Consider the following 21,176-nt stretch of genomic DNA (forward strand, 5'->3'; position numbering starts at 1 on the left):
AGACGATTGACGAGACCTTGCGCCGATGAACCATGCCCTGACCCAGCTTCAGCCCTACCCCTTCGAGAAACTCCGCGCCCTGCTGGGCAGCGTGAAGCCCGCGGCGGACAAGCGCGCCATCGCCCTGTCGATCGGTGAGCCGAAGCACGCATCCCCGGCGTTCGTCGCCCAGGCCATGGCCGACAACCTCGACAAGCTGGCGGTCTACCCCAGCACCATCGGCCTGCCAGAGCTGCGCCAGGCCATCGGCCAATGGTGCGAACGCCGCTTCGGCGTGCCGACCGGCTGGCTGGACGCGGACCGCCATGTGCTGCCGGTCAACGGCACCCGTGAAGCGCTGTTCGCCTTCACCCAGGCTGTGGTCAACCGCGCCGATGATGGCCTGGTGGTCAGCCCCAACCCGTTCTACCAGATCTACGAAGGCGCGGCCCTGCTCGCCGGCGCCACCCCGCATTATCTGCCGTGCCTGGAAAACAACGGTTTCAACCCGGACTTCGATGCCGTACCCGCCGAGGTCTGGAAACGCTGCCAGATCCTGTTCCTGTGCTCACCGGGCAACCCCACCGGCGCACTGGTACCGATGGACACCCTGAAGAAGCTGATCGCACTGGCCGACGAGCATGATTTCGTGATCGCCGCCGATGAGTGCTACAGCGAACTGTACTTCGACGAAGACGCCCCACCACCGGGCCTGCTCAGTGCCTGTGCCGAACTGGGCCGCAGTGACTTCAAGCGTTGCGTGGTATTCCACAGCCTGTCCAAGCGCTCCAACCTGCCGGGCCTGCGTTCGGGCTTCGTTGCCGGCGACGCGGCCATCATCAAGCCGTTCCTGCTGTACCGCACCTACCATGGCTGCGCCATGCCGGTGCAGACCCAGCTGGCCAGCATCGCCGCCTGGCAGGATGAAGCACATGTGCGCGAAAACCGCGACCTATACCGCGCCAAATACGATGCCGTGCTGGATATCCTGCAGCCCGTGCTGGACGTACAGCGGCCTGATGGCAGTTTCTACCTGTGGGCCAAGGTACCGGGGTGCGATGCCGACTTCACGCGTGACCTGTTCGAAGCCCAGCATGTGACGGTGGTACCTGGTTCGTACCTGTCGCGCGAAGTGGATGGCGTGAATCCGGGGGCCGGGCGGGTACGCATGGCACTGGTCGCACCATTGGCCGAGTGCATAGAGGCGGCTGAGCGGATTCGTGCGTTTGTGCAAAACCGTTGATTGACCGAGCGCCGCGCTGTAGCGCAAACGCCGGCTCGCCGGCGCTTGAGCTACAGCGGCTTATTTGACTGCCCCCAGGTTCGCCTCGCTCAAGTCCAGCTCACCCAACACCTGCCGCACTACCTCATCGCCTACCAGGTGCTGGCGATGCAGGTTATACAATTCCAACCGCTGCGCCCGAAGCGCCCGCAGGCGCAGACGTCGCTCCAGCAAGTCCATCTGCTCCGCCAAGGCCCTCGCCTCGGCCGTGTCGTTGTAACTGTCCAGCTCATCGCGGTACTCGGCCATCAACCTTGCCTTGAGCTCCGTCGCCAGGGTCGCCTGCGCCGCATCCTGAGGTGCGCTGGCATCAACCACGTCCTCGGCCTCCAGGGCATGAATCGCAGCCTCGGCCGTGCGCCGCCAGGCTTCCTGCACCTCCTGATGCAGCCGCTCGTCCGGGCTTCGGGTGACACCTCTCAAGAGAAAGGGCAAAGCCACGCAGGCGCTGACCAGCGACAGCAAGATGACGCCGGCAGCGATGAAAATCAGCAGGTCGCGCTCCGGGAAAGCCTGGTCCGCCCCAATCAGCAGCGGTATCGACATCACACCCGCCAGCGTCACTGCACCACGCACCCCGCCAAGGGTCAGCAGCCAGCATGAGCGCGCCGTGGGCATCAGTACCAGGGCAGGCTTGCCGCGCCAGCGACGCACTACCCCGACCGCCCGCCAGATGCTTTGCACCCAGACGAACCGCAGCAGGATCAGCGCCGCAAAGATCGCCAGCACATCCAGGCAGCGCCATGCCAGTGTCGGCCAGAGGGTAGGCTCGTGGCTGACCACCGCCTTGATGATGTCCGGCAATTGCAGGCCCAATAGCAGGAAGATCAGGCCATTGAAGGCGAATTCCAGTAGCGACCAGACGCTACGGTTGAGCAGGCGGGTGCTGGTCTGGCGCGGAAGCAGGTCCAGCCAGCTCTGCATCATGCCGGCGGCGACCGCCGAGAGGATGCCCGACACCCCAAGGCGCTCGGCCAGCACATAGGCGGCAAACGGCAGCAGCAGCATGAATACCACGTGGGTGGCCGGGTCATCCCAGCCACGTGCGATCATCCAGGCGCGCAGCCTGCCAATCAGCCAGCTCAGGGCAACTCCAACCGCCAGCCCGCCGATGGCAACCAGGACAAAGCTGAAGCTGGCATCGGCCAAAGAAAATACGCCGGTGATCGCCGCTGCCAGCGCGAACTTGAAGGTCACCAGGCCAGAAGCGTCGTTCATCAACGCCTCACCCTGAAGCATGTGCATCAGCGGAGTGGGAAGGCGGTCCTGGGTTATGGCCGAGACTGCCACGGCGTCGGTAGGCGACAACACAGCCGCCAGGGCAAAGGCCACCGCCAGCGGGATGCTCGGCAGCAGCCAATGAATGAAGTAGCCGGCGCCGACCACCGTGAACAGCACCAGCCCCACGGCAAGTGCCACCACCGGCCCGCGGATGCGCCACAGTTCGCGTTTGGGGATGCGCCAGCCGTCGGCAAACAGCAATGGCGGCAGGAACAGGAAAAGGAACAGCTCAGGGTCCAGGGCCACATGCAGCCCCAGGGTAGGCCAGGCCAACAGCGCACCGGCACCGATCTGCACCAGCGGCAGCGGCAAGGGGATCACCCGACCGACCAGTTTCGACACGCTGACCAGCGTCAGCAGGATGAGGACGGTATAAGCTGACTGCATCCGTTAAAGCTTCCTTTGTGAACCGATATCAATCCCGGGCGAAAAATCGCCACAGAAGCAATATGTTAGCGGGGTGGGGTAATCATGGGCCGCTGCACGAAAGTCGCAGGAGGCGGATGAATATGTAACATGATGATACACACCTGCCGAAGTGATGCTGATGCTGATGCTTGCCCCCACGGCACGGTCAACGTTCAAATAGTCGATTACCATTGAGGTGCACCATGCTCAAGAACGGTATGCGTCCAATCCATCCCGGTGAAGTCCTGCGTGAGGACTATCAGAAAGAAATGGGCTTGAGTGCTGCCGCGTTGGCAAGGGCACTGGGCGTCGCCACCCCAACTGTCAATAACATCCTGCGTGAACGGGGCGGTGTTTCCGCCGACATGGCACTGCGTCTGGCCATCTGCCTGGACACCAGCCCCGAGTTCTGGCTCAACCTGCAGAGCGCCTTCGATCTGCGCACTGCCGAGCAGCAACATGGCGATGAAATCATCGGGTCGGTTCAACGCCTGGTCGCTTGAGACACATCCTGAGCAGTTAACAGGGCGCCTCGGGCGTGGCGTACCGAGGATGGTTCCCGCATAATCGCGCGACTGACATTCGGAAATGGAGAGATTGGGGCAGCCTGTGGCCCCAATGCACACAATGACCTACACGCTCTACGGCATCAAAGCCTGCGACACCATGAAAAAAGCGCGCACCTGGCTCGAAGACCAAGCCATCGCCTACGAATTCCACGACTACAAGACTCAAGGCATCGACCGTGACAGCCTGAACCGCTGGTGCGACGAGCACGGCTGGGAAGTCATCCTCAACCGTGCCGGCACCACGTTCCGCAAACTCGACGATGCCAGCAAGGCCGACCTCGACCAGGCCAAGGCCGTCGAGCTGATGCTGGCGCAGCCGTCGATGATCAAGCGCCCGGTGCTCGACCTTGGCGCACGCACCCTGGTCGGTTTCAAACCTGACCTGTACGCCGCTGCGCTGGCCTGAGTCCATTTACGCATCGCACCCTATTTCGCACGAGGTAATCACATGTCCAATACCCTGTTCAGCCTGGCCTTTGGTGTCGGCTCCCAGAACCGCCAGGGCACCTGGCTGGAAGTGTTCTACGCACAGCCACTGCTCAAGCCGAGCGCCGAGCTGGTCGCCGCCGTCGCGCCGATCCTCGGTTATGAAGGTGGCAACCAGGCCATCACCTTCAGCAATGCCCAGGCCGCGCAACTGGCCGAAGCCGTCAAAGGCATCGATGCCGCCCAGGCTGCCCTGCTGACCCGCCTTGCCGAAAGCCACAAGCCGCTGGTCGCCACCCTGCTGGCCGAAGACGCTGCCCTGGCTTCGACCCCAGAGGCCTACCTCAAGCTGCACCTGCTGTCGCACCGCCTGGTCAAGCCACACGGCGTGAGCCTGGCAGGCATCTTCCCGCTGCTGCCGAACGTTGCCTGGACCAACCAGGGCGCCGTCGACCTGGCCGAGCTGGCCGAGCTGCAACTTGAGGCGCGCCTCAAAGGCGAGCTGCTAGAAGTGTTCTCGGTGGACAAGTTCCCGAAGATGACCGACTACGTGGTCCCGGCCGGCGTGCGTATCGCCGACACCGCCCGTGTGCGCCTGGGCGCCTACATCGGCGAAGGCACCACCATCATGCACGAGGGCTTCGTCAACTTTAATGCCGGCACTGAAGGCCCGGGCATGATCGAAGGCCGTGTCTCGGCCGGCGTATTCGTTGGCAAGGGCTCGGACCTGGGCGGCGGCTGCTCGACCATGGGCACCCTGTCCGGTGGCGGCAATATCGTCATCAAGGTCGGTGAAGGCTGCCTGATCGGCGCCAACGCCGGCATCGGCATCCCGCTGGGCGACCGCAACACCGTCGAAGCCGGCCTGTACATCACTGCCGGCACCAAGGTCAACCTGCTCGACGAGAACAATGAGCTGGTCAAAGTGGTCAAGGCGCGCGACCTGGCTGGCCAGACCGACCTGCTGTTCCGCCGCAACTCGCTCAACGGCGCCGTAGAGTGCAAGACGCACAAATCGGCGATCGAGCTGAACGAGGCGCTGCACGCCCACAACTGAGAACTCCCGAAGGGTTCGAAGTGTTAAGATCGGGTCTGGCGCACTCACGCCAGACCCGATTTTCATTCCAGGCCCCGTGATCATGTTCCAGCCCTCCCCCTGGCGTGCCGATTTCCCCGCCATCGCCGCACTGCAACGGCAGCACCAGACCTACCTGGACAGCGCCGCCACCACCCAGAAGCCCCAGGCCCTGCTCGATGCCCTGAGCCACTATTACGGCCACGGCGCAGCCAACGTGCACCGTGCCCAGCACCTGCCCGGCGCACTGGCGACACAAGCGTTCGAAACCAGCCGTGACAAGATCGCCGCCTGGCTCAACGCCGCCGAATCGCGGCAGGTCATCTTCACCCACGGCGCCACCTCGGCCCTGAACCTGTTGGCCTATGGCCTGGAACACCGCTTCGAGGCAGGCGACGAAATCGCTGTGAGCGCGCTGGAGCACCACGCCAACCTGCTGCCCTGGCAACAACTGGCGCGGCGGCGCAACCTGCGCCTGGTGGTACTGCCACTGGATGAGCATGGCCGCATCGACCTTGACCAGGCGCTACAGTTGGTTGGCCCACGTACTCGCGTGCTTGCGGTCAGCCAGTTGTCCAATGTGCTCGGCACCTGGCAGCCGCTGCCAGCGTTACTCTCCCATGCCCGCGCCCAAGGGGCGCTGACTGTGGTCGATGGCGCCCAGGGCGTGGTGCATGGCCGCCACGATGTGCAGCAGTTGGGTTGTGATTTTTATGTGTTCTCCAGCCATAAGCTCTATGGCCCGGAAGGCGTCGGCGTACTTTATGGCCGTGCGCAGGCGCTGGAACTGCTGCGCCACTGGCAGTTCGGCGGTGAAATGGTACAACTGGCTGACTACCAAAGTGCCAGCTTCCGCCCGGCACCGCTGGGCTTCGAGGCAGGCACACCACCGATCGCCGGGGTGATCGGCCTGGGGGCGACGCTCGATTACCTGGCCAGCCTCGATGGCCAAGCCGTCGAGAACCACGAGACCCACCTTCACCATCACCTGCTGCGCGGGCTTGCCGACCGTGATGGGGTGCAGGTGCTGGGCACACCACAGGCTGCCTTGGCCAGTTTTGTCATCGAAGGCGTGCACAATGCCGACATCGCCCACCTGCTGACAGAGCAGGGCATTGCCGTACGTGCCGGCCATCACTGCGCCATGCCACTGCTCAAGGGGCTGGGGCTCGAAGGCGCGATTCGGGTATCGCTGGGCCTGTATAACGACAGCGATGACCTGCAACGCTTCTTCGATGCCCTCGATCAAGGCCTGGAGCTGTTGCGGTGAGCCTGCCAGCACACGCCCAGGAAGCACTGGAGCGCTTCGAGCAAGCCTGTGGATGGGAGCAGCGTGCACGGCTTCTGATGCAGATGGGTGAGCAACTGGAACCGCTGAGCGATACCCAGAAGTGCGAGAACAACCGCGTTCATGGCTGTGAAAGCCTGGTATGGCTGGTAGCTGAACAGCACGAGGGCCAATGGCAGTTCAAGGCAAGCAGTGATGCGCGTTTGTTGCGTGGCCTGCTGGCATTGCTACTGGTGCGGGTGCAGGGGCTCGACAGTCGTGAGCTGGCGGCGCTTGACCTGCGCGAGTGGTTTACCCGGTTGGGGTTGGAGCGGCAATTGTCGCCATCGCGCAGCAATGGCTTGCATGCGGTGCTACTGCGGATGGCCGAGCTGGTTTCAGGCTACTGAACCCAGCACCGACCGCGTGCCTTACTCGGTCTTGACCCGTTCTGAAGGCCGCCGGGCGCCAGCCACCAGCTTTTCCACTGCCTTGCTCGCCGCCACCATACCAAAGGTCGCGGTCACCATCATTACCGCGCCAAAGCCCCCGGCGCAGTCCAGGCGCACACCCTCACCGACAAAGCTCTTCTGCAGGCACACGCTGCCATCGCCCTTGGGGTAGCGCAGCTGTTCGCTGGAGAACACGCACGGCACGCCATAATTGCGGCTGACGTTGCGCGAGAAGTTGTAATCGCGCCGCAGGGTTGAACGCACCCGCGATGCCAACGGGTCGTTGAAGGTCTTGTTGAGGTCGCCGATCTGAATCTGTGTGGGGTCGATCTGCCCACCTGCTCCGCCGGTGGTAACGATCGCGATCTTGCGCCGCCGGCACCAGGCAATGAGCGCCGCCTTGGCCATCACGCTGTCAATGCAGTCGACAACGCAATCGAGCTGCTCGGTGATGTACTCAGCCATGGTGTCGCGGGTGACGAAGTCAGCCACCGCATGCACCGTGCAGGCCGGGTTGATCGCCCGCAGGCGCTCGGCCATCACCTCGACCTTGGGGCGCCCCACCTGCCCTTCCAGGGCATGGGCCTGGCGGTTGGTGTTGCTGACACAGACATCATCCAGGTCGAACAAGGTGATCTCACCCACACCACTGCGCGCCAGCGCCTCGGCCACCCAGGAGCCCACCCCACCGATACCGACGACCGCCACATGGGCCTGGTTCAGGCGTTGCAGCCCTTCGTCGCCGTACAGCCGGGCAACGCCTGCAAAGCGTGGATCTTCTGTGCTCATGTTCGTACCCCGAGGCTCATACCGCTAAAACGGCGCGCATTATAGGCCAGCAGCGCCAATGACCTCCATCGTTAGGAAAACACCTACTGATCCTGCTTTAATGTCCTACTACTTCGACAGATATGGACGACAATGTCATCTCGCAAATTCGGCTTGAACCTGGTGATTGTCTTGGCCATCGCCGCACTGTTCACCGGGTTCTGGGCGCTGGTCAATCGGCCGGTTTCCGCACCGGCCTGGCCTGAGCAGATATCAGGTTTCTCGTACTCGCCATTCCGTCTGGGGGAAAGCCCGCAAAAAGGCCAATATCCCAGCGACGCCGAGATGCGCCAAGACCTGGAGCAGATGAACAAGCTGACCGACAGCATCCGTATCTACACCGTCGAAGGCACCCAGGCCGATATCCCGCGGCTGGCAGAGGAGCTTGGGCTTCGCGTCACCCTGGGCATCTGGATCAGCCCGGACCTGGAGCGCAACGAGCGGGAGATCGCCACGGCCATCGAACTGGCCAACACATCGCGCAGTGTGGTTCGCGTGGTGGTCGGCAACGAAGCGCTGTTCCGCGAAGAGGTCACGCCCGAAGCACTCATCCAGTACCTTGACCGGGTGCGAGCCGCAGTCAAGGTGCCGGTAACCACCAGTGAACAGTGGCACATCTGGAAGGAACACCCGGAACTGGCCAAGCATGTCGACCTGATTGCCGCGCACATCCTGCCCTACTGGGAGTTCGTGCCCATGAAGGACTCCGTGGAGTTCGTCCTTGATCGGGCCCGTGAGCTTAAACAGCAGTTCCCGCGCAAGCCATTGCTGCTCTCGGAAGTCGGCTGGCCGAGCAACGGCCGCATGCGCGGCGGCGCCGACGCCACCCAGGCCGACCAGGCCATTTACCTGCGCACGCTGGTCAACACCCTCAACCGCCGTGGCTACAACTATTTCGTCATCGAAGCCTACGACCAACCCTGGAAAGCCAGTGACGAGGGCTCGGTGGGCGCCTACTGGGGCGTATTCAATGCCGAACGTCAGCAGAAATTCAATTTTGAAGGGCCGGTGGTGGCGATACCGCAATGGCGTGCACTAGCGGTCGCCTCGGTGGTATTGGCAATGATCGCCCTGACCGTACTGCTGATCGACGGCTCGGCCTTGCGCCAACGCGGCCGGACGTTCCTCACCTTCATTACCTTCCTCTGTGGGTCAGTGCTGGTGTGGATCGGTTACGACTACAGCCAGCAGTACAGCACCTGGTTCAGCCTGACTGTCGGCGTACTGCTGGCGCTGGGCGCACTCGGCGTGTTCATCGTGCTATTGACCGAGGCGCACGAGTTGGCCGAGGCGGCCTGGACTCACAAACGCCGCCGGGAGTTTCTGCCGGTGCAGGCCGACAGCGCCTACCGGCCCAAAGTCTCGGTGCATGTACCGTGCTACAACGAACCGCCAGAGATGGTCAAACAGACGCTCGACGCCTTGGCCGCGCTGGACTATCCGGACTACGAAGTGCTGGTGATCGATAACAACACCAAGGACCCAGCCGTGTGGGAGCCGCTCAAGGCCCACTGCGAAAAGCTCGGTGAGCGCTTCAAGTTCTTCCACGTCGCCCCTTTGGCCGGGTTCAAGGGCGGTGCGCTTAACTACCTGCTGCCGCACACCGCCAAGGATGCCGAAGTGATCGCAGTGATCGACTCGGACTACTGCGTGGACCGCAACTGGCTCAAGCACATGGTGCCGCACTTCGCCGACCCGAAGATCGCCGTGGTGCAGTCGCCGCAGGACTACCGCGACCAGCACGAGAGCGCCTTCAAGAAGCTCTGCTACAGCGAGTACAAGGGCTTCTTCCACATCGGCATGGTCACCCGCAACGACCGTGACGCAATCATTCAGCACGGCACCATGACCATGACCCGGCGCACCGTGCTCGAAGAACTGGGCTGGGCCGAATGGTGCATCTGCGAAGACGCCGAACTGGGCCTGCGGGTGTTCGAAAAAGGCCTGTCGGCCGCCTACGCCCACAACAGCTATGGCAAGGGCCTGATGCCCGATACCTTCATCGACTTCAAGAAGCAGCGTTTCCGCTGGGCCTATGGCGCCATCCAGATCATCAAGCACCACGCTGCGGCCCTGCTACGTGGTAAGGGCAGTGAGCTGACCCGTGGCCAGCGCTATCATTTCCTGGCCGGCTGGCTGCCATGGGTCGCCGATGGCATGAACATCTTTTTCACCGTCGGTGCCCTGCTCTGGTCGGCGGCGATGATCATCGTGCCGCACCGGGTCGATCCACCTCTGATGATCTTCGCCATCCCGCCTCTGGCACTGTTTTTCTTCAAGGTAGCCAAGATCATCTTCCTTTATCGCCGAGCAGTCGGGGTCAACCTCAAGGACGCATTCGCAGCGGCGCTGGCGGGGCTTGCGCTGTCGCATACCATCGCCAAGGCGGTGCTGTACGGGTTCTTCACCAGCAGCATGCCGTTCTTCCGCACACCGAAAAATGCCGATAGCCATGGATTACTGGTAGCGATTTCAGAAGCGCGCGAAGAACTGTTCATCATGTTGCTGCTGTGGGGGGCGGCAGCCGGGATCTACCTGGTGCAAGGTTTGCCGAGCTCGGACATGCGGTTCTGGGTCGCGATGCTGCTGGTGCAGTCACTGCCATACCTGGCGGCGCTGGTCATGGCTCTGTTGTCGTCATTGCCCAAGCCCGAGCACAAGATGGCCGAGCCCCAGGAGGCTTGAGGATGCCGGGGCGGGCCAGCGGCCCAATGCCCCGTGCCGACAACCCTTGTTTGATATAAGATAACGCCCCTCGTTTTTCCGCCTTGCCTTGCCCCGGAGTTCCCCATGACGGCCCCAGCCGAGCTCTCGCCTACCCTTCAACTGGCCTGCGACCTGATCCGTCGCCCCTCGGTCACCCCTGTCGACGCCGACTGCCAGGCGCAGATGATGAAGCGCCTGGGTGCCGTGGGCTTCCAGCTCGAACCGATGCGCATCGAGGACGTCGACAACTTCTGGGCCACCCATGGTAACCAGGACGGCCCGGTGCTGTGCTTCGCCGGCCACACCGATGTGGTCCCCACCGGCCCGGTGCAGCAGTGGCAGCATGAGCCGTTCGAGGCACTGATCGATGCCGACGGCATGCTCTGCGGTCGCGGCGCCGCCGACATGAAGGGCAGCCTGGCCTCCATGGTGGTCGCCAGTGAGCGTTTCGTGCAGGACTACCCGAACCACCGCGGCAGGGTCGCCTTCCTGATCACCAGCGATGAAGAAGGCCCGGCCCATCACGGTACCAAGGCCGTGGTCGAGCGCCTGATCGCGCGCAACGAGCGCCTGGACTGGTGCATCGTCGGCGAGCCGTCGAGCACTACCCTGCTCGGTGACGTGGTCAAGAACGGCCGCCGGGGCTCGCTCGGCGCCAAACTGACCGTGCGCGGCAAACAAGGCCACGTGGCCTACCCGCACCTGGCGCGCAACCCGATCCACCTGGCCGCGCCAGCGCTGGCGGAGCTGGCCGCCGAACACTGGGATGAAGGCAACGCGTTCTTCCCACCGACCAGCTTCCAGATCTCCAACCTCAACTCCGGTACCGGCGCCACCAATGTGGTACCGGGTGATCTGATCGCGGTGTTCAATTTCCGCTTCTCCACCGAGTCGACGGTCGAAGGCCTGCAGGCGCGGGTATCGGCAATCCTCGACAAGCATGAACTGGACTGGTCGATCGACTGGGCGCTTTCGGGCCTGCCATTCCTGACCGAGCCCGGTGAACTGCTCGATGCCGTGTCGGCCAGCATCAAGGGCGTCACCGGCCGTGATACCCAGCCGTCCACCAGCGGTGGTACGTCCGATGGCCGGTTCATCGCCACCATGGGCACCCAGGTCGTCGAACTGGGCCCGGTCAATGCAACGATCCACCAGGTCGACGAGCGCATTCTGGCCAGCGACCTCGACCTGCTGACCGAGATCTACTACCAGACCCTGGTGCGGTTGCTCGCCTGATGCTCGCCTGCCCTATTTGCCATGCGGCCCTGACGCGGCTCGACAACGGCGTGGTGTGCCCGGCCGGCCACCGCTTCGATCGTGCCCGCCAGGGTTACCTGAACCTGCTGCCTGTGCAGCACAAGAACAGCCGTGACCCTGGCGACAACCAGGCCATGGTCGAAGCACGCCGGGACTTCCTCGATGCCGGCCATTACGCGCCCGTGGCCCGCCGCCTGGCCGAACTGGCCACCGAGCGCCAGCCCGGCGCCTGGCTCGACATCGGCTGCGGCGAAGGCTACTACACAGCGCAGCTCGCCCAGGCCCTGCCACAGGCTGACGGCTACGCCCTGGACATCTCGCGCGAAGCCGTCAAACGCGCCTGCCGCCGCGAGCCTTCAGTCACCTGGATGGTCGCCAGCATGGCCCGCGTACCCTTGGCCGATGCCAGTTGCCAGTTCATCGCCAGCGTCTTCAGCCCGCTGGACTGGGCCGAGGCCCAGCGCCTGCTGAGTCCGGGTGGCGGCCTGATGCGGGTGGGCCCGACCAGCGGCCACCTGATGGAGTTGCGCGAAGTGCTCTACGATGAAGTTCGCCCTTACGCCGACGACAAACACTTGGCCCTGGTACCGCAGGGCATGGCCCATGCCCACAGCGAGACCCTGGAGTTCCGGCTGAGCCTGGCTGCACCCAAAGCCCGCGCCGACCTGCTGGCCATGACCCCGCACGGCTGGCGCGCCAGTGCCGAGAAACGCGCGCGGGTGATAGACCAGCCCGAGCCCTTCGACGTCACGGTTTCCATGCGTTATGACTATTTCGTGCGCCAAGACTGAGCACACCCGGAGCCCTTATGCGCCAACCTGATATCGAGATCTACCTGAAGGACGCTGACGTCGACCACAAGCAGATTGCCCAATGGCTCGGCGAAGCGATCGGCCCCTGCAGCGAATGGCAGCAGAAAGGCCAGACCTTCAAATGCAAGGCCGGTAACATTCCGGTCACCTGGTTACCCAAGGCTGTAGGGAAATGGAACAGCCTTTACCTGGAAAGCGACCAGACCCCATGGGATGATGACGTCGCCTGCGCCCGCGCCGCATTCACCGCACTGGGCGTGGAAGTGCGCTGCGCGCCGGGTGGCTGGGTCGAAGAAGATGGCGAGGAAGATGCCGATCGCTGGATCCGCATCAGTGCTGACGGTGAAGAGGAAATCACCTGGCGTACCTCGTGAGCGGCAAGCTTTAAGCGGCAAGCTACAAGAGGGTTCGCATCAGGCTGCAAGTTACACGGTCAACTTGCAGCTTGAGGCTTGAGGCTTGTGGTTTGGGACTCAGAGCCCTACCACGTCCTCGGCTTGCAGGCCTTTCTGGCCCTGCACGCAGGAGTACTCGACCCGCTGCCCTTCGACCAGGGTACGATGCCCCTCACCGCGGATCGCCCGATAATGGACGAACACATCCGCACCACCTTCGCGCTGAATGAAGCCAAAGCCCTTGGCATCGTTGAACCACTTTACATTCCCAGTCTCACGAGACGACATCTGAACTACTCCGGATTTTTATTGTGAAGATCGCCTTGTAGACACAGGGTTTCCTCCCCGTGCCGACGCCGCTTGCCGAAATATCCTGCAAGTGGCAGGCCGAGTATATGACACAGAACAAATAATTTTCATGACCGCCGCGCCCTTTGCAGGATTTTGCTGAACTTACGCAGATACGGCAGACTAACTGATTGCACACTCACTAAAAATCACACCCAGGGCACACACCCCATGACCCGTTCTCCCCTGCGCCGCCTGATCTTCGGCGCTCTGCGTCGCCTGTTGTACCTGTGGGTGCGCTCCGAGACCATCAACCAGTCCGCCATGAGCCTGCAGCTCGACCGCAGCCGCCCGGTGTTCTATGCACTGCCCTCGCCATCGCTCACCGACCTGGCCGTACTCGACCACGAGTGCACCAAGGCGGGGCTGCCGCGTCCGGTACTGCCGGTAGCTGTGGGCACGCTGCACGAGCCGGCCGGCTTCTTCTACCTCACCCCCGACCCGGACTGGCTCGGCCGCCACGACAAGCGCGGCGCGCCTCCTACCCTTGAGCGTGTGATTGCAGCGGTCAGCCAGCATGCCGAGGAAGACGCACAGATCATCCCGGTCAGTGTGTTCTGGGGCCAGACGCCTGCAAGCGAATCGAGCCCGTGGAAATTGCTGTTCGCCGACAGCTGGGCGGTAACCGGGCGCCTGCGCCGGCTACTGACCATCCTGATACTGGGGCGCAAGACCCGCGTGCAATTCTCGGCGCCGATCCAGGTGCGTGACCTGGTGCAGCACAACAAAGGCCATGAGCGCACCGTGCGCATGGCCCAACGCCTGATGCGCGTGCACTTTCGCAACCTCAAGACTGCGGTGATCGGGCCGGACATCTCGCACCGGCGCAACCTGGTGAAAGGCCTGGTGCACGCACCACTGGTTCGCCAGGCCATCAACGAACAAGCCCAGCGGGAAAATATTCCCGTGGCCAAGGCTGAAGCACAGGCCCTGCGCTACGGCAACGAAATCGCCTCGGACTATACCTACACCGCGATCCGTTTCCTGGAAGTGGTGCTCAGCTGGTTCTGGAACAAGATCTACGACGGTATCAAGGTCAACCACATCGAGCAGGTGCAAGGCATCGCACCGGGCCACGAAGTCATCTATGTACCCTGCCACCGTAGCCACATCGACTATCTGCTACTGTCGTACCTGCTGTTTCGCAACGGCCTGACGCCACCGCACATCGCTGCCGGCATCAACCTCAACATGCCAGTGATCGGCGGCCTGCTGCGCCGCGGCGGCGCCTTCTTCATGCGCCGCACGTTCAAGGGCAACCCGCTGTACACCGCAGTGTTCAACGAATACCTGCACACCCTGTTCACCAAAGGGTTCCCGGTCGAATACTTCGTCGAGGGCGGGCGCTCGCGCACCGGGCGCATGCTGCAACCGCGCACCGGGATGCTGGCGATCACCCTGCGCAGCTTCCTGCGCTCATCGCGCACACCGATCGTCTTCGTGCCGGTATACATCGGCTACGAACGGGTACTGGAAGGCCGCACCTACCTGGGTGAGCTGCGTGGCGCCAGCAAGAAGAAGGAGTCGATCTTCGACATTTTCAAGGTCATCGGCGCGCTGAAGCAGCGTTTCGGTCAGGTCTACGTCAACTTCGGCGAACCGATCCGCCTGGCAGGCTTTCTCGACCAACAGCAACCCGGCTGGCGCGAGCAGGCACTTGGGCCGCAGTTCCGTCCGGCCTGGCTGAACGAGACCACCACCCGCCTGGGTGAAACCGTAGCCCGCCACCTCAACGAAGCCGCAGCGGTCAACCCGGTCAACCTGGTGGCCCTGGCACTGCTCTCCACCAGCCGCCTGGCCCTGGACGAAAGTGCCCTGACCCGTGTGCTGGATCTGTACCTGACCTTATTGCGCAAGGTCCCCTATTCGCAGCACACCACCCTGCCCGAAGGTGACGGCCAGGCGCTGATCGAACATGTCAGGGGTATGAATCTGCTGGCGGAACAGAAAGACGCCCTTGGCCGCATCCTCTACCTGGATGAAGCCAATGCGGTGCTGATGACCTATTACCGCAACAACGTCCTGCACATCTTTGCCTTGCCGGCGTTACTGGCAAGCTTCTTCCACAGCAGCTCACGGATGAGCCGTGATCTGCTCGGGCAGTATGTACACGCGTTGTATCCGTATTTGCAGGCCGAGCTATTCCTGCGCTGGGCACCCGAGCAACTGGACGAGGTTATCGATCAGTGGCTGGCGGCACTGGTCGAACAGGGCCTGCTGCGCCGCGAAAACGACTTGTACGTGCGCCCGGCCCCCAGTTCGCGTCAGTTCGTTTTGCTAACGCTGCTGGCCCGCACCATCACCCAGACCCTGCAGCGCTTCTACATGGCCACCTCGCTGCTGCTCAACAGCGGCCAGAACACCCTGAGCGCCGAAGCACTGGAAGACCTCTGCGTGATGATGGCCCAGCGCCTGTCGATACTGCATGGCCTCAACGCCCCCGAGTTCTTTGACAAGACACTGTTCCGCCACTTCATCCAGACCTTGGTCGAGCAAGGGGTGCTGCGCCCGGATGGCAACGGCAAACTGGGCTACCACGACAAACTCGGCGAACTCGCCGAAGGGGTAGCCAAGCGCGTGCTGTCGGCAGAACTGCGACTTTCGATCCGGCAGGTGGCCCTGCACCGTGAACATGCGCTGGAAGCATCGATCCTCTAAGGCATCATCAGCCGGAAAAATCCGTTAAAGTCCTTGGGCTTGGCCACAAGCCAGCCCAAGGACAACGGAGATTCCATGAAAAAGCTCGTTATGCTGTGTTGCGCATCCCTGCTTGCAGCCTGTTCCAGCCACACCCCATCGCCACAGGCCAGCCTGGACGGTGAAGTCTTCTACCTGCAGCGCATTGCCCTGCCGCCCAGCGCTACCTTGAGTGTTGAACTGCAAGACGTGTCGCTGATGGACGCCCCTGCCGTGACACTGGCCCGCCAGGCCGGCCCGGTCAAAGGCAACGTGCCGCTGCCTTTCCACCTCACTTATGACCCAGCCCAGGTCAAGCCAGGCCACCGCTATGCGGTTAGCGCCCGCATCGAGCTGGACGGCAAGCTGCTGTTCATCAACACAGAGCATCATGGCGTCAAACTCGACGGCAGCGACGAGCAGCCAATACGGATCAAAGTCGATCCGGTGCGCTGATACCCGCCTACTTCAGTTCAAAAGGAAAGCTTCATGATTCGCTCCTCCCTGCGCTTCACCACCCTGTGCGCCGGCCTGCTGCTGTCGGCCAGCGCACTGGCCTTGTCACTTGGCGATCTGAGCCAGAAAGACGCCGCCGGCGGCCTGAAGGATGCCCTTACCCAAGGGGCGCAGCTCGCCGTCAAGCAACTGAGCACCCCAGGCGGGTTCAGCAATAACCCCGACGTACGCATCGAGTTGCCAGGCAACCTCGGCAAAGCCGCCAAAGCCATGAAAATGTTTGGCAAAGGTGATCAGGTTACCGCCCTGGAAGACAGCATGAACAAGGCCGCTGAAGCTGCGGTGCCGCAGGCACAGGCGATCCTGGTGGACGCGGTGAAGAACATGAGTGTGACCGACGCCAAGGGCATTTTGAGCGGCGGTGACGATTCGGCCACCCAGTATCTGAACAAGAGCAGCCGTGAGCAGATCCGCGCCAAGTTCTTGCCCATCGTCAAGGCGGCGACCGACAAGGTTGGCGTGGTTCAACAATACAACAGCTTTGCTGGCCAGGCGTCAGCCCTGGGCCTGGGCGATGCCAAGAGTGCCAATGTCGAGAGCTATGTAACCGAAAAAGCCCTCGACGGCCTGTTTGAAATGATCGCCAAACAAGAACAGAGCATTCGTCAGAACCCTGCACAGGCGGCTACCAGCCTGGCCAAAAAGGTATTTGGCGCCCTGTGACCCGCGAAGGGAGGGCTAAGCCCTCCCCCGCAGCCTTCAGCCCTTCTTCACCCTGAACCACGCCGCATACAATGCCGGCAGGAACAAAAGGGTGAGCACCGTGGCAACGATCAACCCGCCCATGATCGCCACCGCCATCGGCCCATAGAACACGCTTCTGGACAACGGAATCATCGCCAGCACCGCCGCCAGTGCGGTCAGCACGATCGGCCTGAAGCGTCGCACGGTAGCCTCGATGATCGCCTGCCAACGGTCCAGCCCCGAGGCGATATCCTGCTCGATCTGGTCCACCAGGATCACCGAGTTGCGCATGATCATCCCCGCCAGGGCAATGGTGCCAAGCATGGCGACGAAGCCGAACGGCTGGCGGAACACCAACAGGAACAAGGTCACGCCGATCAGCCCCAGTGGCGCCGTGAGGAACACCATCACCGTGCGCGAGAAGCTGCGCAGCTGGATCATCAGCAAGCTGAGCACCACTACGATGAACAACGGCATACCGGCGTTCACCGACTTCTGCCCACGCTCGGAGTCCTCGACTGTGCCGCCCACTTCCAGCAGGTAGCCATCAGGCAGCTTGCCCTTGATCTCCTGCAAGGTCGGGGCAATCTGCCTGACCAGGGTCGCCGGCTGCTCCTTGTCATAGATGTCGGCGCGTACAGTCACCGTCGGCAAGCGGTTACGGTGCCAGATGATGCCTTCCTCGAAGCCGTAGTCCAGGGTCGCTACCTGCGATAGCGCCACGCTCTGGCCGTTGTCGGTGGGCAACGCGAGGCTGCCAAGGTTGCCCAGCTCGCCACGTTCCTTCTGCGTGCCGCGCAGAAGAATCTCGATCAGCTCGTTGTCCTCCCGGTACTGGCTTACCGTGGTGCCGGTAAGCGAGCTTCGAAGGAAGCTCGACAGGTGCGCGGTACTTACGCCAAGTGCGCGTGCACGGTCCTGGTCGATCGCCAGGAACACCGCCTTACTCGGCTCTTCCCAGTCAAGGTGCACGTTCACCACATGCGAGTTTTCACGCACCTTGTCCGCGACTTCGCGGGCCAAGGCGCGCACCTTCTCGATATGCTCGCCCGTCACCCGAAACTGCACCGGGTAGCCCACGGGCGGGCCGTTTTCCAGGCGGGTGACGCGGGCACGCAGGTCAGGAAATTGCTGGTCCACAGTGTTGATCAGCCAACTGCGCAAGCGCTCGCGCTCCTCCATGGACGTGGCCAGCACGACGAACTGGGCAAAGCTGGCGGCGGGCAGTTGCTGGTCCAATGGCAGATAGAAACGTGGCGACCCCGTGCCCACGTAGGCCACATAGTTGTCGATGCCATCCTGCTGCTTGAGCAGGGCCTCCAGTTGCTTGACCCGCTCGGTGGTATTGCCCAGCGACGCACCCTCGGCAAGTTTCAGGTCGACCATCAGCTCTGGGCGGCCTGACGCCGGGAAGAACTGCTGCGGCACGAAGCGGAACAACGCAATGCTGCCGACAAAGGCTGCGATAGTCAGCAGGATGACCGTCTTGCGCCGTCGCACGCACCACTCCACCACACGTCGCACACGCTGGTAGAAAGGTGTGGCATAGGGGTCAGGCGCATGCCCATTACCGTCATGTCGGGCAGCATGCAGTTTGGCCAGGTCCGGCAGCAACCGTTCACCCAGGTAAGGGACGAACACCACGGCCACCACCCATGAGGTGAGCAACGCGATGGTCACCACCTGGAAGATCGAGCGGGTGTACTCACCCGTACTCGACGCTGCCGTAGCGATCGGCAGGAACCCGGCAGCGGTAATCAGCGTACCGGTCAGCATCGGGAAGGCCGTGCTGGTCCAGGCGTAACTGGCAGCCTTGAACCGGTCGAAGCCCTGCTCCATCTTGATCGCCATCATCTCCACGGCAATGATCGCGTCGTCCACCAGCAGGCCCAGGGCCAATACCAGCGCACCCAGCGAGATCTTGTGCAGGCCGATGCCGAAATAGTGCATGGCGGCAAACGTCATTGCCAGCACCAGGGGTATCGCCAAGGCCACCACCAGACCGGTACGCAGGCCAAGTGAGAAGAAACTCACCAACAGCACGATGACCAGCGCCTCGACCAGCACCCGGACGAACTCACCCACGCCCGCCTTGACCGCCGCCGGCTGGTCGGAGACTTTGCGCAGCTGCATGCCGGCCGGCAGGTTGCGCGCCAAGCGTTCGAACTCACCTTCCAGTGCCTTGCCCAGTACCAGGATGTCGCCGCCATCCTTCATCGACACGGCCAGGCCGATCGCGTCATCACCCATGAAGCGCATGCGCGGCGCAGGCGGGTCGTTGAAGCCACGGTACACCTCGGCGACATCGCCGATACGGAAGGTACGATCCCCTACCCGAATGGGAAACTGACGAATCTGCTCGACACTGTCGAACTGCCCACTGACGCGCAGTTGCAAACGCTCGCTGGGGGTTTCGAAAAAGCCGGCGGTACTCACCGCGTTCTGCTCTCGCAACGCTTGCTGCACAGCATCCAGCGGCACGCCCAGGGTGGCAAGCTTGAGGTTGGACAGCTCGATCCAGATTTTCTCGTCCTGCAGGCCGATCAGTTCGACCTTGCCCACGTCCTTGACCCGTTGCAGCTGGATCTGGATGCGATCGGCATAGTCCTTCAGCACCGCGTAGTCGAAACCGGTGCCGGTGAGCGCATAAATGTTGCCGAAGGTGGTACCGAACTCGTCGTTGAAGAACGGCCCCTGGATTTCCGGGGGCAGGGTGTGGCGGATATCCGCGACCTTCTTGCGGATCTGGTACCACAGCTCGGGGATGTCCTTGGAATGCAGCGAGTCCCGGGCCATGAAGGTCACCTGCGATTCGCCGGGACGGGAGAACGAGACGATCTTCTCGTACTCGCCTGTTTCCATCAGCTTCTTCTCAATGCGCTCGGTGACCTGGCGCGACACTTCCTCGGCCGTGGCCCCCGGCCACAGGGTACGGATGACCATGGCCTTGAAGGTAAAAGGTGGATCCTCGCTCTGCCCCAGCTTTGTGTAGGACATGGCGCCAATGGCAGCCAGCAAGATCATCAGGAACAGTACGATCTGGCGATTGCGCAGCGCCCAGGCGGAAAGGTTGAAACCCATCGGGACTTACTCCTTGGCCGTCAGGTTCACCACACGGTTGGTACGGTCCACCGGCCGCACCTCCTGCCCTTCGCGCAGCACGTGGCCGCCGGCGGCAACCACCCAGTCGCCAGGGTTCAGGCCCTCAAGTACGGGGACAGTGTCACTGCCATAAGGCCCCAGGCGCACGGCGGCACGCTCCAGTCGACGGTCCTGGTTGACTCGCCAGACGTACGCCTGGCCGTTTTCAGCGGTAATCGCCGAGAGAGGTACAGCCAGCGGGATCAGCCCGTCATGGGCGATGAATACCCGCGCGCTCTGCCCAAGATCGGCGGGCACCTTGGCCGAGTTGAAGGCGATGCGTGCGGCGAAGGTACGTGAACGAGGGTCGGCTGCGGGCGACAGCTCACGGATACGGCCCTGGAAGCGCTCATTGCGCCGCGACCACAGCTCGACACTGACCTGCTGGCCAACGGCGAAGCGGGCGAACTGCTGCTCCGGCAGGCCGATGACGACTTCGCGCTCACCGTCGGCCGCCAGCGTGAATACCGTCTGCCCGGCAGCCACCACCTGGCCGACCTCGACCTGACGCTTGGCGATCACGCCGGCCTGGGGCGCACGCAACACCGCGTATCCGGCCTGATTGCCAGCCACGTCGAACTCCGCTTTGGCCTGCTTGAGCCGCGCGAGCCCGGCCCGGTAGAGATTCTCGGCGTTGTCGTACAGGGAATGGCTGACCATCTGCCGATCCAGCAGCTTGCGGTAGCGGTCACGCTCGGCGCGCACCAGCGCCAGGTTGGCTTCGGCGGCCGCCAACTGGGCACGATTGGCCTCAAGTTGCAGGCGCACGTCCTGGGGGTCGAGCTCTGCCAGTGGCTGATCGGCCTGGACCCGCTGCCCCTCCTCGACCAGGCGTTTGCTGACCTTGCCAGCGATGCGGAACGCCAGCTCCGGCTCGAAACGCGCTCGCACCTCGCCAGGGTAGCTGTCGGCTGAGGCTTGGGCCGGTTGCGGCTGGACCACCAGCGCTGGGCGCGGAGCAGTGGGCGGGGCGGCTTCCTGCCCACAGGCCGCCAGCAACAAGGCGGCAGCGGCAGGCAGAGCGAGGCACAAGGCATGACGCAACATGATGAATCCTTTCGCGACGAGCGCATC

General features: G+C 63.0%; 18 protein-coding genes. 13 read left to right on the forward strand and 5 right to left on the reverse strand.

Translation table 11 applies throughout. From position 1 onward, the window contains the following. The first annotated feature begins 25 nt into the window (after positions 1–25). Entirely contained in the window at positions 26–1,222 is a 1,197-nt protein-coding gene (gene dapC, locus JET17_RS20790) for a succinyldiaminopimelate transaminase (protein ID WP_012315902.1), read from the forward strand. Positions 1,223–1,282: 60 nt separating this feature from the next. Here the strand turns inward: dapC and JET17_RS20795 are convergent, their stop codons facing one another. After that, positions 1,283–2,929: a Na+/H+ antiporter gene (locus tag JET17_RS20795; RefSeq protein WP_012315903.1), complete on the reverse strand. Its 1,647-nt coding sequence runs from the start codon at positions 2,927–2,929 to the stop codon at positions 1,283–1,285. Positions 2,930–3,153: 224 nt separating this feature from the next. On the opposite strand from JET17_RS20795, the gene JET17_RS20800 reads away from it, so the two are divergent. The 5 genes from JET17_RS20800 (at position 3,154) to JET17_RS20820 (ending at position 6,697) form a co-directional block, all read left to right on the forward strand. After that, positions 3,154–3,453: a HigA family addiction module antitoxin gene (locus JET17_RS20800; RefSeq protein ID WP_012315904.1), complete on the forward strand. Its 300-nt coding sequence runs from the start codon at positions 3,154–3,156 to the stop codon at positions 3,451–3,453. A 124-nt stretch (positions 3,454–3,577) separates the two neighbouring features. Then, complete coding sequence (locus JET17_RS20805; RefSeq protein ID WP_075043977.1) at positions 3,578–3,925, forward strand: ArsC family reductase; 348 nt, start codon at positions 3,578–3,580, stop codon at positions 3,923–3,925. 42 nt (positions 3,926–3,967) lie between these two features. Next, a complete protein-coding gene (dapD, locus tag JET17_RS20810) occupies positions 3,968–5,002 on the forward strand; it encodes a 2,3,4,5-tetrahydropyridine-2,6-dicarboxylate N-succinyltransferase (protein WP_012315906.1) in 1,035 nt (344 codons plus the stop codon). Between the two features lie 82 nt (positions 5,003–5,084). Then, positions 5,085–6,290 (forward strand): cysteine desulfurase, encoded by a 1,206-nt coding sequence (locus JET17_RS20815; RefSeq protein ID WP_012315907.1) that lies wholly within the window; start codon positions 5,085–5,087, stop codon positions 6,288–6,290. Next, positions 6,287–6,697: a SufE family protein gene (locus JET17_RS20820; protein ID WP_012315908.1), complete on the forward strand. Its 411-nt coding sequence runs from the start codon at positions 6,287–6,289 to the stop codon at positions 6,695–6,697. The genes JET17_RS20815 and JET17_RS20820 overlap by 4 nt, the downstream gene beginning before the upstream one ends. Before the next feature lie 21 nt (positions 6,698–6,718). Here JET17_RS20820 and tcdA read toward each other — a convergent pair whose 3' ends face one another. Next, positions 6,719–7,528, reverse strand: a complete 810-nt coding sequence (tcdA, locus tag JET17_RS20825; RefSeq protein WP_012315909.1) for a tRNA cyclic N6-threonylcarbamoyladenosine(37) synthase TcdA — start codon at positions 7,526–7,528, stop codon at positions 6,719–6,721. A gap of 132 nt (positions 7,529–7,660) precedes the next feature. On the opposite strand from tcdA, the gene JET17_RS20830 reads away from it, so the two are divergent. The 4 genes from JET17_RS20830 to JET17_RS20845 all read left to right on the forward strand — a co-directional run bounded on the left by JET17_RS20830 (position 7,661) and on the right by JET17_RS20845 (position 12,716). Continuing rightward, positions 7,661–10,252: a glycosyltransferase gene (locus JET17_RS20830; protein ID WP_012315910.1), complete on the forward strand. Its 2,592-nt coding sequence runs from the start codon at positions 7,661–7,663 to the stop codon at positions 10,250–10,252. A 105-nt stretch (positions 10,253–10,357) separates the two neighbouring features. Further along, entirely contained in the window at positions 10,358–11,509 is a 1,152-nt protein-coding gene (gene dapE, locus JET17_RS20835) for a succinyl-diaminopimelate desuccinylase (protein WP_012315911.1), read from the forward strand. After that, positions 11,509–12,321, forward strand: a complete 813-nt coding sequence (locus tag JET17_RS20840) for a putative RNA methyltransferase (protein ID WP_012315912.1) — start codon at positions 11,509–11,511, stop codon at positions 12,319–12,321. The genes dapE and JET17_RS20840 overlap by 1 nt, the downstream gene beginning before the upstream one ends. Positions 12,322–12,338: 17 nt before the next feature. Next, positions 12,339–12,716, forward strand: a complete 378-nt coding sequence (locus JET17_RS20845; protein WP_012315913.1) for a hypothetical protein — start codon at positions 12,339–12,341, stop codon at positions 12,714–12,716. 99 nt (positions 12,717–12,815) lie between these two features. Here JET17_RS20845 and JET17_RS20850 read toward each other — a convergent pair whose 3' ends face one another. Then, the gene (locus tag JET17_RS20850) at positions 12,816–13,025 is read right to left on the reverse strand and encodes a cold-shock protein (RefSeq protein ID WP_012315914.1); all 210 of its coding nucleotides are present in this window, start codon (positions 13,023–13,025) and stop codon (positions 12,816–12,818) included. A 231-nt stretch (positions 13,026–13,256) separates the two neighbouring features. On the opposite strand from JET17_RS20850, the gene plsB reads away from it, so the two are divergent. The 3 genes from plsB (at position 13,257) to JET17_RS20865 (ending at position 16,940) form a co-directional block, all read left to right on the forward strand. After that, complete coding sequence (gene plsB, locus JET17_RS20855) at positions 13,257–15,743, forward strand: glycerol-3-phosphate 1-O-acyltransferase PlsB (protein ID WP_012315915.1); 2,487 nt, start codon at positions 13,257–13,259, stop codon at positions 15,741–15,743. Between the two features lie 75 nt (positions 15,744–15,818). Further along, positions 15,819–16,217 carry a YbaY family lipoprotein gene (locus JET17_RS20860; protein ID WP_012315916.1) on the forward strand — a complete coding sequence of 133 codons (399 nt, stop codon included), beginning with the start codon at positions 15,819–15,821 and terminating at the stop codon, positions 16,215–16,217. 33 nt (positions 16,218–16,250) lie between these two features. Then, positions 16,251–16,940: a DUF4197 domain-containing protein gene (locus JET17_RS20865; protein WP_012315917.1), complete on the forward strand. Its 690-nt coding sequence runs from the start codon at positions 16,251–16,253 to the stop codon at positions 16,938–16,940. A gap of 36 nt (positions 16,941–16,976) precedes the next feature. On the opposite strand, the gene JET17_RS20870 is transcribed toward JET17_RS20865, so the two are convergent. Then, a complete protein-coding gene (locus JET17_RS20870) occupies positions 16,977–20,042 on the reverse strand; it encodes an efflux RND transporter permease subunit (protein ID WP_012315918.1) in 3,066 nt (1,021 codons plus the stop codon). Positions 20,043–20,048: 6 nt separating this feature from the next. Then, positions 20,049–21,149 carry an efflux RND transporter periplasmic adaptor subunit gene (locus JET17_RS20875; RefSeq protein WP_012315919.1) on the reverse strand — a complete coding sequence of 367 codons (1,101 nt, stop codon included), beginning with the start codon at positions 21,147–21,149 and terminating at the stop codon, positions 20,049–20,051. Positions 21,150–21,176: the final 27 nt, after the last annotated feature.

This window comes from Pseudomonas putida (genome assembly GCF_016406145.1).
GTDB lineage: Bacteria > Pseudomonadota > Gammaproteobacteria > Pseudomonadales > Pseudomonadaceae > Aquipseudomonas > Aquipseudomonas putida_E.